The organism is Paenibacillus sp. FSL R7-0026 (assembly GCF_038004485.1).
Taxonomy (GTDB): Bacteria; Bacillota; Bacilli; order Paenibacillales; family Paenibacillaceae; genus Paenibacillus; species Paenibacillus xylanexedens_A.
The window spans coordinates 727,309-741,639 of record NZ_JBBORG010000001.1; the positions used below are offsets into that span (position 1 = coordinate 727,309).

The 14,331-nt window shown below is 48.5% G+C and carries 14 protein-coding genes and 1 riboswitch; of the genes, 11 read left to right on the forward strand and 3 right to left on the reverse strand.

All coding sequences use genetic code 11. The features are described 5' to 3' along the window. Window positions 1–22: 22 nt before the first annotated feature. Both acpS and mutY read left to right on the forward strand, forming a co-directional pair. Window positions 23–421: a holo-ACP synthase gene (gene acpS, locus MKY44_RS03420; RefSeq protein ID WP_076216711.1), complete on the forward strand. Its 399-nt coding sequence runs from the start codon at window positions 23–25 to the stop codon at window positions 419–421. Window positions 422–450: 29 nt separating this feature from the next. After that, window positions 451–1,815, forward strand: a complete 1,365-nt coding sequence (gene mutY / locus MKY44_RS03425; RefSeq protein WP_341006032.1) for an A/G-specific adenine glycosylase — start codon at window positions 451–453, stop codon at window positions 1,813–1,815. A gap of 310 nt (window positions 1,816–2,125) precedes the next feature. Here the strand turns inward: mutY and MKY44_RS03430 are convergent, their stop codons facing one another. Beyond that, on the reverse strand, window positions 2,126–2,737 hold the full coding sequence (locus MKY44_RS03430) for a superoxide dismutase (RefSeq protein WP_036614138.1): 612 nt from the start codon (window positions 2,735–2,737) through the stop codon (window positions 2,126–2,128). A 420-nt stretch (window positions 2,738–3,157) separates the two neighbouring features. On the opposite strand from MKY44_RS03430, the gene MKY44_RS03435 reads away from it, so the two are divergent. From MKY44_RS03435 to MKY44_RS03470, 8 genes are all read left to right on the forward strand, one after another. After that, a complete protein-coding gene (locus MKY44_RS03435; protein ID WP_017690782.1) occupies window positions 3,158–3,583 on the forward strand; it encodes a GNAT family N-acetyltransferase in 426 nt (141 codons plus the stop codon). 345 nt (window positions 3,584–3,928) lie between these two features. Next, on the forward strand, window positions 3,929–4,513 hold the full coding sequence (gene lepB / locus MKY44_RS03440; protein ID WP_445670671.1) for a signal peptidase I: 585 nt from the start codon (window positions 3,929–3,931) through the stop codon (window positions 4,511–4,513). 171 nt (window positions 4,514–4,684) lie between these two features. After that, window positions 4,685–6,565, forward strand: coding sequence for a tRNA epoxyqueuosine(34) reductase QueG (queG, locus tag MKY44_RS03445; protein WP_341006034.1), 1,881 nt, complete (start codon window positions 4,685–4,687; stop codon window positions 6,563–6,565). Between the two features lie 15 nt (window positions 6,566–6,580). Then, window positions 6,581–7,612: an HD-GYP domain-containing protein gene (locus tag MKY44_RS03450; RefSeq protein ID WP_017690779.1), complete on the forward strand. Its 1,032-nt coding sequence runs from the start codon at window positions 6,581–6,583 to the stop codon at window positions 7,610–7,612. A 165-nt stretch (window positions 7,613–7,777) separates the two neighbouring features. Beyond that, window positions 7,778–8,041, forward strand: a complete 264-nt coding sequence (locus MKY44_RS03455; RefSeq protein ID WP_017690778.1) for a YneF family protein — start codon at window positions 7,778–7,780, stop codon at window positions 8,039–8,041. A gap of 57 nt (window positions 8,042–8,098) precedes the next feature. Then, the gene (gene folE, locus MKY44_RS03460; RefSeq protein WP_036668229.1) at window positions 8,099–8,692 is read left to right on the forward strand and encodes a GTP cyclohydrolase I FolE; all 594 of its coding nucleotides are present in this window, start codon (window positions 8,099–8,101) and stop codon (window positions 8,690–8,692) included. A 189-nt stretch (window positions 8,693–8,881) separates the two neighbouring features. Then, the gene (locus MKY44_RS03465; protein WP_341006035.1) at window positions 8,882–9,736 is read left to right on the forward strand and encodes a lipoate--protein ligase family protein; all 855 of its coding nucleotides are present in this window, start codon (window positions 8,882–8,884) and stop codon (window positions 9,734–9,736) included. Window positions 9,737–9,806: 70 nt separating this feature from the next. Then, window positions 9,807–10,031, forward strand: a complete 225-nt coding sequence (locus tag MKY44_RS03470; protein ID WP_036614132.1) for a hypothetical protein — start codon at window positions 9,807–9,809, stop codon at window positions 10,029–10,031. 147 nt (window positions 10,032–10,178) lie between these two features. Here the strand turns inward: MKY44_RS03470 and MKY44_RS03475 are convergent, their stop codons facing one another. Together MKY44_RS03475 and MKY44_RS03480 are read right to left on the reverse strand one after the other, a co-directional pair. Beyond that, window positions 10,179–11,459 carry a Fe-Mn family superoxide dismutase gene (locus MKY44_RS03475; RefSeq protein ID WP_341006036.1) on the reverse strand — a complete coding sequence of 427 codons (1,281 nt, stop codon included), beginning with the start codon at window positions 11,457–11,459 and terminating at the stop codon, window positions 10,179–10,181. 149 nt (window positions 11,460–11,608) lie between these two features. Then, window positions 11,609–12,634, reverse strand: a complete 1,026-nt coding sequence (locus tag MKY44_RS03480; RefSeq protein WP_036614129.1) for an alpha/beta hydrolase — start codon at window positions 12,632–12,634, stop codon at window positions 11,609–11,611. Window positions 12,635–12,993: 359 nt separating this feature from the next. Here MKY44_RS03480 and MKY44_RS03485 point away from each other — a divergent pair, with 359 nt between their 5' ends. Then, the gene (locus MKY44_RS03485; protein ID WP_017690772.1) at window positions 12,994–13,737 is read left to right on the forward strand and encodes an IclR family transcriptional regulator; all 744 of its coding nucleotides are present in this window, start codon (window positions 12,994–12,996) and stop codon (window positions 13,735–13,737) included. A gap of 148 nt (window positions 13,738–13,885) precedes the next feature. Further along, window positions 13,886–13,999: riboswitch (TPP riboswitch) on the forward strand. Window positions 14,000–14,331 lie beyond the last annotated feature (332 nt).

Below are 14,331 nucleotides of genomic sequence, written 5' to 3' on the forward strand. Positions count from 1 at the left end.
AGATTAAGCGGGTGAAGCGTTGATGATATATGGCATAGGTAATGATGTGCTGGAGATTGGACGTATGCGGAAGTTACTGTCCGGTCGCCATGCGGAAGCTTTTCTGAAACGAATTTTAACGCCAGCAGAGCGGGAGATCGCAGTTCGTCGAGGGAAGCGGATGACGGAGTTTGTATCCGGTCGATTTGCAGCGAAAGAAGCGGTGTCTAAGGCATTTGGCTGCGGTATTGGTGGTGTCATGGGCTTCACTGACATTGAAGTGCTGCCTGATGGGACAGGACGTCCCGTGGCCTCGCTGTCCAGTCAAGCCTGGGAACGTCTGCAGCTGCCATATGATAAGCAATATGACATTCATTTGAGTATTACGCATCAGACGGAATTGGCAGCGGCCTTTGCAATCGTGGAGCAGATGGAAAAGTAGTTAGCTTGGCAATAGGAGAGGACGGAAATATGGGTTTACAGGAACAGAAACAACATTTCAGCGTGAATTTGCTGGACTGGTATATGGTCAACCGACGGGATTTGCCGTGGCGTCGCCACAACAATCCGTATTTTACATGGGTATCGGAGATTATGCTTCAGCAGACTCGGGTAGATACAGTAATTCCGTATTTCAATCGTTTTATCGGGAATTTCCCGACCGTGCAGGCGTTGGCGGAGGCACCTGAAGAGGACGTCTTGAAAAATTGGGAGGGACTCGGTTATTACTCCCGTGCACGTAATCTTCAGGCAGCCGCGAGACAAGTCATGGAGCTGCACGGAGGCGAGATGCCGCAGGACAAGCCGGCTGTCTTTGCATTAAAAGGGGTGGGCCCGTATACTGCCGGGGCCATTCTCAGCATTGCCTTCAACCAGCCGCAGCCTGCGGTAGATGGCAATGTCATGCGGGTACTGTCCCGATACTTCCTCATCGATGAGGACATTATGAAGGGCAGCACCCGGGTGTTGATGGAAGAGCTCGCAGGAGAGCTCATTCCGGAAGGGCGGGCGCGTGATTTCAATCAGGCGCTGATGGAGCTTGGCGCGCTGGTGTGTACACCCAAAGCACCGCACTGCCTGACTTGCCCGGTCATGGAGCAATGTTCCGGCCGTATCGCCGGAAGAGAGCTTACACTGCCGGTCAAGACGAAGGCGAAGCCGCCGCGCCCTGAGCAGCGGCTGGTCGCGATTGTGGAGGGCCGCGGTGCTCATCGCGGCCAAGTGCTTGTGCGCCAGCGCCCAGACACGGGCCTGCTTGCCCGTATGTGGGAGCTGCCGCATGTGCTCGCGGCGCCCGCCGCAGCCAGCAAGAAGGCGGCGCCGCTGGCGGATGAGCCGGCCATGGCATTGCTGGCCGGCAGTTTATGGGCGGAAGGCTTCGCTGCCCGCCCGGAAGGGCTGGCTACCCATGCGGAGCATGTGTTCAGCCACATTGTCTGGAGCCTGCAGGTGTACAAGTGTACCGAGCAGGACCAGAGCAGTGAGCTTCCGCTGATCGCAGCGGAAGCTAGAGCCGCCTATGTTGCACAGGCGGCAACAAGGGAGGGCACAGCCTCATTATCAGCTGTGTCACCTGAGTCAGACACAATGCATTCATCGGAGCCAGGCACGCCTAATGCGCAGAACATCGTAACATCGCTTAACGATGGAGAGATGTTGGCACCATCTGACGTTAGTGACCTAGCACTGAGTACTACGACACTGACAGGTAAAGGCGATGGCTTGACCTACCGCTGGATTGGACCGGAAGATATGGATAAGATGGCATTTCCGAATATCTTCCTGAAGCTGATCAGCAGTTATTTTGCCGGGGCGTATGATCAAGTGAATGATTAAATGGGGGAGCTAACGAACTCCAGAGGTCTTATCATGTGGATATACCACAATTATAAATTCTAACGAACCTGAGTGACGTTATTATAGCCAAATCAACCCAAAAGTGCGTATCAAAGCCCATATCTGGGGAAATAGCTACTCTGAGATTCGTTAGGTTTGTGATACGATGAAATATGGAGCAATAACGTGTCCTGGGTTCGTTAGAAACAAAACACTCATTAACTATAGTGATAGCAAAAAGAGAGCCTGATCACGGTCATAATGACCGAATCAGGCTCTCTTTTATGTTAACTGTTGCATGCTAACAGTCTTATTTTGCAGAAGCGTAACGTTTGTTCACTTCATCCCAGTTAATTACATTCCAGAAAGCGGCGATGTAGTCAGGACGTTTGTTTTGGTAGTTCAGGTAGTAAGCGTGCTCCCATACATCCAGACCCAGAACCGGAGTCAGACCTTCAAAGAGAGGGCTGTCTTGGTTAGGTGTGCTAGTGATGGACAACTTACCATCTTTACCAACTACGAGCCAAGCCCAGCCGGAACCGAAGCGAGTTGTAGCTGCTTTAGCGAAATCTTCTTTAAATTTATCAAAGCCACCCAGTTCGCTATCGATAGCTGCTGCGATATCGCCTGTAGGAGCGCCGCCGCCGTTAGGTCCGATGATTTCCCAGAACAGGCTGTGGTTAGCATGTCCACCACCATTGTTGCGAACCGCTGTGCGGATGCCTTCAGGTACGCTGTCAAGGTTAGCAATCAGATCTTCCAAGCTTTTTTCTTGCAGTTCAGGAGCGCTTTCCAGAGCTGCGTTCAAGTTAGTTACATAAGTATTGTGATGGCGATCGTGGTGGATTTCCATCGTTTTTGCATCGATATGTGGTTCCAGTGCGTCGTTAGCGTAAGGAAGTGCTGGTAATTGAAAAGTCATAATGAAATACCTCCTGAGATTTTAGGTTTTTTTGAAAACAGGTACATATGTAATAATACCCTTGCCACTAATATTAAACCGCATTCGAGCTAATTAAGCAACATTTTTGTTTATTAAGTCCCCCGAGGCGTTGATCTAATGATGGGCCAGAGATAACAAACATATTTTACCCTTTATGCAACTATTTATGTGTTTTCAGGCGTTTAAATGGATGAAAAGTTTAATATTCGTATGTAAACGGTTACAATTAAGCGCTTTCAAAAGAAAATGCGTGTTTTATGGAGAAAAGTATGGTTTAATTGACGAAGAAGCGGTATTTTCTCGTTTTTTGTCATTATATGAACATTGGGTTTTTGGTAAAAAGGGATTCCCTTTTTGTAAAAAACCTCATCTAAGCTAACGAAAAGGGAGATTTAAGACATGCACGTTCGTTCCTTTCAGTTGAGTGATGCAAGCCAGATGACGGAGCTTCTCCAGGTTGCACTATCGGAAGAGTGTTATGAGAACACGATGGGCCCGTTTGCCCGTCAATTGTCATGGGATTCTGACCTGATCATGGTTGCGGAAGAAGAGGGAGACCTCGTAGGCGCTTTGATCGGTACGATTGATCACAACCAAGGTTGCATCTACCGTATTGCGGTACATCCAGACTATCGTCGCCGTGGAGTCGGCAAAACACTTGTCGAGGCTATGGAACAGCGGTTCCAGCAGCGTAAAGTCAGCCAGGTATGGGTGGCGGGTGATGAGCACAACAAAGTAGCCATGCCTCTATATGAAGCAATGGGTTACGGTGCCAATCAGATTATGAGCGCTTTCCAGACTCTTAGTATTTTGTCTAAAGCTTAGTTTGCATGTTTAAAAAGAAATAAAAAAGATTCTCATTTCATATTAGGCATATCTCTTTAACGTGTAATAACGTGAGGGATGTGCCTTTCTATTTATATGAGTGTTCTTCACGTCATATTCCTCTGGTTTCCTCATTTACTGAACATGCCTCGGTGTCTCCGAATTTTATTTAAACCACCGCGACTATCCCGGCTGTATTGACGATAACCAAGGTATTGGTGCTCATAACCAATTGTTTCACTCTCCCAAATGGAGTAGACTGAAAGGGAGTATGGTCACTATGTTACAAGTTTAATTCAACTATTTAATAAATGAGGTGTCCCTTTGAATTCCAATAATCATTCAATGGAACATGTGACTTCCGAGCAACGAAATGAACCGTCAAAGCCTGAACAACCGGGCAAATCCTGGGTTGTCGAGCTGTGGGACTGGGTCAAAACGATTGTTGTTGCTTTTGTAATCATGATGCTGCTGAACCTGTTTGTGTTCAATCTGTCGATGGTCAAGGGACAGTCCATGCAGCCGACACTGGTTGAGCGAGATCGCCTTTTCGTCAACAAAATTGTATACCATCTGGGTACTCCTTCCCGATCAGATGTGATCGTACTTCGTGATCCAAGCGAAGGCGTGGAGAAGAAGGATTTTCTGGTGAAACGGATCATTGGACTTCCGGGAGATACAATTGAGGTTAGGGATCACCATCTATATGTGAACGGCGAGCAACAAGCGGAAACGTACACCGATATTGAGGTGCAGGACCCGGATTTTGGCCCAATCACACTGGAGCCGGATCATTTCTTCGTGATGGGGGATAATCGTCATGAAGGCAAAAGTAAGGATAGCCGAGTGTTTGGCAGTATTACATCCGACCAGATTGTAGGCAAGGCTGAATTTATTTTCTGGCCGTTTTCTGAATTGAAGAAATTGTAAAATGCTGACAGGACAACAACTTCAGACTGCATTTTGCGTTAAACCATATAGACTTGTTCCGTTTGAATTCAAGTATGCAAGGCATATATAGAAATTAACGCCTGTCCTCTTACCGTGAGGCGGGCGTTCACTATTTACGGAATAAGTATCGGAAGAAGAGAGGGAAGAGAAATGACGAGCGTACAGACCGGGGCAGCACAGGATGCCTCCGTATGGGAGAAGTTAAAACAAGAGATCAAGGCAGCTGGCCCCGGACTGGGCATTGATGATATCGGATTTGCTTCGGCTGATCCCTTTGTTTCCCTGAAGTCGCTGCTGGAGCAGTCGCGGGATAAGGGGTATGCTTCAGGTTTTGAAGAGCCGGACATTGAAAAAAGAGTGCACCCCGCCTTAAAAGATGGCGAGCCCGCTTCACTTATTGCAATAGCCGTGGCATACCCATCCAAAATGGTGAATCCGCCGAAATCGGAGCCTGGTGCGTATCGAGGTATTTTTGCCCGTTCGGCTTGGGGTCAGGATTATCATCAGGTCCTGCGTGCAGCGATGGACAAGCTGGTGAATTTTATACGTGAACGTGTACCTGAGGCTATGATCGAAAGCATGGTAGACACCGGAGCATTGGTGGATCGTGCGGTGTCCCAGCGTGCGGGGATTGGTTTTAGTGCCAAAAACTGTGCCATTATCTCACCCAAATTTGGTTCATGGATTTTTCTCGGAGAACTGGTAACGAATATTCCTTTTCAACCAGACACACCTGTGACCGAGGACTGCGGTGAATGTACAAAATGTATTGATGCTTGTCCTACAGGAGCATTGGTAGGGCCGGGGCAGTTGAATTCACAGCGTTGTATTTCTTTTGTAACCCAGACGAAAGGGTTCGTGGATGAAGAATTTATGCTGAAAATAGGCAACCGTCTGTACGGTTGTGATACGTGTCAGATTGTCTGTCCGAAGAACCGGGGCAAGAACTGGGATCACCATCCCGAGTTTCACCCCGATCCGGAGATTGTGAAGCCACTCCTACTGCCGCTGCTGGACATCGGTAACCGGGAATTCAAGGAACGTTTCGGTCAGAGTTCCGCCGCTTGGCGGGGCAAGAAGCCGATTCAACGCAACGCCGTTATTGCCCTGGGCAATTTCAAAGACAAAAGTGCTGTACCCAAACTTACAGAAGTACTAAAACGTGATCCGCGCCCCGAGTTGCGGGGAACCGCAGCCTGGGCGTTAAGCAGAATTGGAGGAGAAGACGCCATGAGAGCAATTGGGGAAGCTGCCGCTAACGAACAAGATGGGAACGTACTAAGCATGCTGCAGAAGGCCGAGGAGCGACTGAGTTCGTCCGAGACCTTACCCAAACAGCCACAGGCTGGGCAAGTGAGTGAGAAGCAGCCAGAGGAACAGAACAACGAGAACAATGCCTTACGTGCATTACAACAGGATTTGAAAATGGAAGCTGGGATTGAACCGGGTAGTGAGCAGTCTGCACAGCCTGCCAAACCGGAAGCCGCAGCGTGGAAACCTTCAGCCGTTACGGGTCTTCATGGAAAGCCCGTATACTACGATGAGGTACTGACACCGATTGGTACTCTTACGTTATGCGCGACGGATGAAGGGCTGTGTCATATTGATTTTGGCGCCTTTCACGTACGCGAAGCTCATCTGCAACAATGGGCCCGCATCTGGATTGGCGAGTATCGATATGAGAAGAATGAAGAGAAGCTCAGCGAAGCTGTAAAGCAGTTAAAGGAGTATTTTGCAGGGGAGAGAAAAACGTTCGACTTGCAGCTTGATCGGCTTGGAACACCATTCCAGCTACAAGTATGGCAAGTTCTGTCCGATATATCTTATGGAGAGGCCTCATCACACCAACAGGTTGCGGAAATCATCGGCAGACCCAAGGCTGTTCGTGCAGTTCTGGACGCCATTAGCAAGAATCCGATTCCGATTATTATTCCCTGTCACCGTATCAGTGGTAAAGACGGTACCCTGGTGGGTTATGTAGGCGGTCTGCAAACCAAGGAGCAATTGCTCGCATTGGAGCAGCTATCGTAAGAGCGGGGGACGTTCATGAAGTATGTAAACGTGGAGAGCGTGGAAGCGGGGGAGCTTCTGGGCAAGACGGTATATTCCAGTAACGGCACGGTACTGCTGTCTGCCGGAGTCCAGCTCACCGTATACATGGTCAATACGCTGAAGCGTATTGGCGTGACCATGTTATACATCCAGGATGAAGCGTATAAAGATGTGGATGCAGAAGACATTCTGGATGAAACCACGAAACGGGCAATAATTAATGAAATGAGTGTCACACTCGAATCCATTCGATCCGGGAAAGACTGGAGTCCGAGAAAAGTTGCCCTCAGTATAGAGAAGTTGCTGAATGATGTACTGAACGGGCGTGAAATGCTTGTGCAGCTCACCGATATTCGTACCAAAGACAATGCACAGTATGTTCATGCGATGAATGTATGTTTGTTGTCTTCGGTCATCGGACTGAATATGGGACTCAATTATAATCAACTGAAGGACCTTGCTGTGGGGGCATTATTGCATGATATTGGCAAAGTGGGGGAACCTCCTGGCAGTGGCTCTGCAGCGAATTCTTCGCTGCACCATACATGGCGTGGATTCGAAGTGATTAAGAACAAACGGGAGTTCAGTCTGTTGGTCGCCCATACAGCCCTGCAACATCATGAGCATGTAGATGGTACAGGCATGCCGAGAGGGATCAAGGGGAGTGACATTCATCTGTTTGCGAGAATCGTTAGTGTGGCTAATATCTACGATAATCTCATTAATGGTTTATCCAAGGACAGTTTGATGCCACATGAGGCCTGTGAAGAGATGATGGCGTTGTCTGGTACAAAGCTGGATCGGGACATTCTGATTGAGTTCAACAAGAGTGTATCCGTGTATCCCAATGGTACAGCGGTACGACTGTCCACCAAAGAGACTGGAGTCATTGTGCGTCAACATCGGGGATTGCCCGGCAGACCTGTAATCCGGGTGGCGCGCGGAAGTACGCGTTATTCTCTGGATGTGGTTGAAATCGATCTGGCTCAGCATACAACCGTTTTCATAGAAGCTGTCATGACGTAGCTTGTGTGCGGTTCAACTGGAAAATCCGTTTGCTCAAGGCGTGCGGAAATGCTATGATACTTTCAGGAAATCCGGTCTGTGTCAGGTTTGCAACTTATGTGTTGAACATCATGAAGTGACACGGATTATCAGGCTTTTTAGAATGCATACAGAGGTGTCTAAGAGATGGATATTGTTATACCGATTATCACATTGATTGTTGGTCTGGTCGGGGGATTTTTCATCGGGGTGTTCTACTTGCGTAAACAACTTGAGAAAATGCAAAGCAATCCGGACATGCTTCAGAAAATGGCGAAGCAAATGGGCTACAACCTGAATGGCAAGCAAATGCAGCGTGCCCAGCAGATGATGAAGAATCAGCAGCCAGGAGCGAAAATGCCTCAGCCGCAACAGCATCCTGCGCGTAAAAGTTCGGGCCGCCGAAAATAATAGCAGTGAAGTGAATAACTGCTTACCTTATTGTGGTTCGAAAGGAGGCGTTTGGCAGTGGCTGGCGTTAAAGATTATTTGAATTCAAAAGTATCCGACAATCGGGAGAAGATCGAGTATCATGTAGAGCAGATCCTGAAATTGATCGGAGAAGATAGTACACGTGAAGGGCTGCTTGAAACGCCTGCACGTGTGACCCGAATGTATGAAGAGATTTTTGGCGGATATGAAGTAGACCCGCGCGATGTGCTCGGTGTCACGTTTGACGAGAATCATGAAGAACTGGTTATCGTCAAGGATATTGTCTACTACAGTCAGTGTGAGCACCACATGGCGCCGTTCTTCGGCAAGGTGCACATTGGGTATGTACCAAGTGGCAAGATCGTTGGTCTGAGCAAAATGGCTCGGCTGGTCGAAGCAGTAACACGTCGCCTGCAAGTTCAGGAACGTATTACTTCACAGATCGCTGACATTCTGACAGAGGCCGTTGAACCTCATGGAGTTATGGTCGTTGTGGAAGGCGAGCACTTGTGCATGTGTTCCCGCGGCGTGAAGAAACCGGGAAGCAAGACGGTGACGTCTGCTGTACGTGGTTCTTTCCGTGAGAATCCGGCACAACGTGCGGAGTTCTTGTCTTTGGTGAAAGATTAAGATCAGGTATGTCCACTTACTGGACAAGCCGGATGAGTAAGTTCCTTTGGTTTTGGAAGCAGCAGTTTCTAAGCCATAGGATGTGATATAAATAAGCCGTGTTCCCTGGGAACCGGCTTATTTATATATGCGTTGTCATTCCTATATACTGGATACATATGAATTCGTTAAGCCGGAGGTAATGGAACGATGAGTGTACCTTCCCATTCAGATCAACCGGTTCAGCCGGAAAAGGAACTACAGGCAGATCAACAGGCTACATTGCGTCTGCAAATCTGGGAGACACCACTCATGCGACAAGGTAGTAGTGTACTCGAAGCTTTTGCTTGGGAAGAAGTTATGTGCAGGCGGGTTGGGGCAGGGCATCTGCCTGTTGCACATATATGGAGACACCCAGATGCCTTTGTAGCGGGCCTGCGTGACCGCAGGTTGCCACAGGCTGTAGAAGCGATGGAACAGATTAGAAGCCAAGGGACAGCGGTCTGTGTTCGGCCTTCCGGTGGAGCGGCAGTACCCTTGAACCCAGGGGTAGTCAACGTGTCACTGATTCTGCCTAATCCCGGACATGCCATCAATATTCATGATGATTTCAGGGAGATGGCTTCGATTATTGCCGAGTCGCTAACGCCGTGGTCGAATCAGGCGCAAACTGGTGAGGTTCAGGGTGCTTTTTGCCCGGGAGATTATGATGTCAGTGTAGGTGGATTGAAATTCTGTGGTATTGCCCAGCGCAGGCAGGCAAAGGCGTATATTATTACTGCTTTTATCATCGTGGAAGGTCAGGGAGATCAACTGGCAGCGGACGTGCGACAATTCTATCAGCATGCAGCAGGTGGAGCGAGTGAAGGATATCCCGATGTTCAGCCTGGCACGATGGCAAGTCTGAAAGAATTGGCAGGTATACCTTCAGCTGCGGCATATACTGCCGCTTTGGTTCGAACACTGCGCGATCGCTATCCACAGGCGGAGACCAGCAGGGTGCTTAGCGTTGGCTCTGAAGAAGTACGCCTGACAGCTGAGCAGATGAAGCTGCGCTACGATTAACACTTTTTACTAGGGCTTGGAATTGGTTAATAGAGATGATATGATGTGATTTCGGAAGGAGAGTGTTAGGATGGACACATTGAGATATACGTATTTATATGAGGTTGTATCAACAGGCGAAAAATCCGAGTTCAGCCAAATGGCAACAAGCAAGGAAGAGGCTGCTGCACTGATCGTTGCACGTATAGCCGATCTGGAGTTTACAGATGAGTCTGATATCAAGCTGGGCGATCTGATCTCCATTAGCAAACAGGTTGGCGACAACTATGTGGCGTGCGAGGGCTGTGCTTCTTAAGTGAACATTTAGAAATAGGAAGTCTTACAAAATACAAGCAAGTCTCTTTTTACAGGAGGCTTGCTTTTTTGTATACACCAAAAGAGATATCTTTCAGTCATTCGGCTGGAGATATCTCTTTTTTCTCTAATCCATCTAACCCAAAGCTTAATAAGGCGGCCACAACAACTTGCGTGCTGTTTCGTAACGCTCGGCAACCGCGGGCCAGTAGACAACATTCCACCAATCCTCGATATACTTTTTGCGTTCATTCTGATGTTTCAGATAGTAGGCATGTTCCCACACATCCAGTGGCAGGAGCGGTACGATATCGGACTGGGACAGGTTCTGGTGTTTTTCCGCCTGCAAAATCTCCAAACGATGTGCTCTCGGGCTCCAGACAAGCATCGCCCAGCCACTGCCTTCCACCTTGTTCGCGGCTTCTGTGAATTGATTCTTAAACGCTTCATAACTTCCGAAATCCCGCTTGATCTGCTCTGCCAGCATACCGGAAGGTTTGCCGCCACCAGCAGGATTCATAATTGTCCAGAAGATCGTATGCAGGTAGTGGCCTGCCCCGTTGAAGGCAAGTTCACGTTCCCAATGTTTGATGAGTTCAAAGTTATTCTTTTTTCGCGATTCCGCCAGCTTTTTCTCTGCTACATTTAGTCCATCCACATAAGATTGATGGTGTTTATCATGATGGATACGCATCGTCAGCTCATCAATATGTGGCTCCAGCGCATTGTACGCATAGGGGAGAGGTGGCAGTGTGTGTCCTCCGATGGGAACCGGCTTCTCTTTTACGGGAGGTGCTGTAGAGCTGGGTGTGGCTTGTGTTGTTCCCGTAGAAGGCGGTTGAATGGTTACGGATTGAATCTGAGCTGAAGCGGCAGGTGCATTTACATTCCCCTCTGGAGAAGTTGGAGCTTCTGAAGCTTGGCGATGGATGCTTCCTGACTCTGACGTATGCAACGCATTTTCCAGAAAAAGTGATGGCTCCGAATCCGTTTCGCGCAAGATGCCAGGTTGGCCAAGCGTATCCAATACGCCCAGAAAATACTCCGACTCGCGGATAAAATGCAGAATGAGTACTTTGGCAAGCGGAACAGCTTGCACAGCAGCACTTTGCTCCAGAAGAACATACAGCTGTTTGATGAACTCTCTCGATTGCTGCCGAGCTGCCAACACAAGTTGATCGATACAACGAACGATGTAGGGAGCAGGCGGATGGGTTCCGGGCAATAGTTGTTTTAAAAGCTGATTGGCTACTCGCTCACTGTTTGCAAAGGTAACCTCCCATTCCTCCAGTAACTTGACGTATGGGGGCTCCAGATCAGGAACCAGGGCACGAATGACGAGTGTATGTTCTTTCTCCTGCTCTTTCCAGAAACGGATTTCCTCCAATATCCGCAGAGGAAGCAGGTGACCATATCCATACCAGTTCATCTATGTTGAACCTCCTTCAGATGTAATTCATTGCATGCAGACCGTCTGTTCATGCGTCCCAAGAGTATATTCCACGAGCTTGTTGTCCTATGAGTGCAAAAAAAAGAGCCCCTGAGGGCTCTGGAATAAATTCAATGATTGAAATTTGGTTATTCTCCATTATTCGTGTTCTGTACATCGTCACTGCTTGTTTTCGTTACATGACTCAGGAAAGTTGAGACACGGCGCAGATATTCCTTTGGATGCTCCCGGAAGATCAACTCATGATGCGCATCCTGGACAATCCATACATCCGAGTACGGATTGGTCTGGTTGGCGGCGAGTTGCTCCGCAATTGGATAAGGCGCCTTCTCGTCCTCTGTACCATGGATGAAGAAAATCGGAAACGGATAATCTTCCTTTTTCACTTCCTGGTATGGAATCTGTTGTAATCCGGTGCCATTCAGAACAGGGAACAACAGTTTCATGATCTCCAGTGTAGGCTGACGTGGCAGATCGATCTGGTTGTGAATGTTGTGGTACAGCGTATCTGGCTCCAGCAGGAACGCACTGTCCAGAATCATTGCATCCACTTCCTTCGTAATCAGTCCGGTTTGAAGCGCCGTACCGGCACCCATGGAGAAACCCCAGACAACCAGTTCCTGTGCACCACGTTGCTTGGCGAACTGGATGGCACCCAGCAATTGCTGTGACTCAGCTTTACCACCTGTGGCCACAGCTTTGTTCACCTGTGAGGCGAAGCCATAATCGAACATGACCACGTTGAACCCAAGTTGATGGGCATAGTGAGCCAGGTCATACATGGGTACCCATGTTTCTTCACGATTGGCACCATAGCCGTGACTGAAAATAATCGTTTTGCTTGCAGCATTGTCAGCAGGTATATACCATCCCTGCATCGTCCGGCTGCCATCTGCTGCCGGGAACGTGATGTCTTCGTACTTCATGTTCTTGGCCTGCATTGGATTGGAGAAGACCGGCGCTACAGTAGGATTGGATAATACCCATGCGATATAACCATGCAGTGCAATAAAACAAAACAGTAGAAAAAATACAACGGAGAGCAGCAACGCTACGATAATATGTTTGAACCGAATCAGCCTCGGTGATAGGGAAGAGGGCAGGTCGGACACTTTTGTTTGCAGCGGGGCTTCGCTCTGGGATGATTGATACATGAATGCCCCTCCTTTGAAGTTCAGTTGAAGATAACAACGACATGAAAAGAGAATTGCGTCGATTTCAGAGCCTGCTTCAGAGCGATATCTTAATGTAATATATCTTTATCGTATGTTCCAATATAGTCAAAGTCAATTGATTGAGGGCATTTGTTACGCAATTGTTATATAGTTCTTAAGATATATGGGTAACATTACCTTAGTGTGTAAATTACAGGGGATTAAGTCTTATAAAAAGGAAAAATTTACACGTTTGCCTATTTTGATTTTGGCTCTTTTTGGTTTACAGATGAGACCGTTTCTCATATAATTTATGTAACCAAGTTTCATGTGATGAAACATGAGGAGGGCATTATGCCATGGAAGATCGCAAGTTAACCGTCCGGGCTGTGGAACGGGCGCTGGATATATTATTATGTTTTACCACACGCAGTGATCTGGGACTCACCGAAATTGCCAGCCAGATCGGCCTGCACAAAAGTACAGTCCACCGTTTGATGGCTACGCTGGAGGATCGAGGGTTCGTGATCCGCGATGCAGCAACAGAGAAGTACCGACTTGGCATCCGAATCTGGGAGCTGTCAGCTCATATGTCCCGCAGTGATGATCCCGCTATACTGCTGTTACCTGCGATGGAGCGACTGAGAGATCGATTGGGAGAGACCGTGAGTCTGTACCTGCGTGATGGAAGTGAACGGATTCGGATTCAGGCTGTGCAAAGTGATCAGGCGATCCGCCGTGTCGCTCCTGTTGGCGTTAGACTCCCGCTGTCTGTGGGGGCTTCCAGCAAAGTTTTGATGGCGTTTGCCACGGACGAGGATCGTGAAGAACTGATGAACGGGCCTGAATGGCCTGTGTTTATTGATCCGGCGGTGTATTTGGCGCAAATGGGAGATATCCGGGATAACGGATATGCAACGAGTTATGAGGAACGTGAGCCGGGAGCTGCCGCGGTATCTGTACCGATTATGGATCGCAGAGGCAATATTGCAGCTGCGCTCTCGGTCTCAGGGCCTGTCAGTCGACTTTCGCAGGAGACATTGCATGAATACGCACCTGTGTTGAAGGATGCAGCTACGCAAATGGGGCTCATGTTATCCTGATGTTGAGGTGAGGTTTTTCTCCAATTGAGTTGGTGTTCTGGAATATAAAGGTTGTTTTTATGTTCCGGTTGCGCTACTCTGTAATGGACGGCCCAACGGGGCCAGCTTCATTGAACATGAACGGCGGCTTATGTAAGCCGCAACTTACTAACGTTACTGGGGGAGTCCGAATTGTCCGGACTGAGACGGAATCGCATGAGATTCCGGACCCTTTGCACCTGATCTGGATCATACCAGCGTAGGGAAGTAATCGGCGATATGACCACAACCACCACATGATGTGACCCTTGTAGGGCTCCGTTAAGGAGCTGATTGAAGGTGCATTATTGGTGATGGACATAAAAGTCGGTTCCTTCGGGGATCGGCTTTTTTATATACAGTGAACGGGCGATATAGCGCGGATTTTATGGGCTCCTTTTTCAATAACCTGCAAAAGTGGGCTTGGATGAGGAGGGAAGTCTCATAGATCGATGATCTGTGGCAGCCTCCGTCTGTTGTTATCTGTACATGAAAGGTGTCTCCCTTGGTCTGGTGTAGGATCGCTCTTTCTTCTCTGCATTGCGCATGATTGGGACAGGTACGAAATTGAGCTAA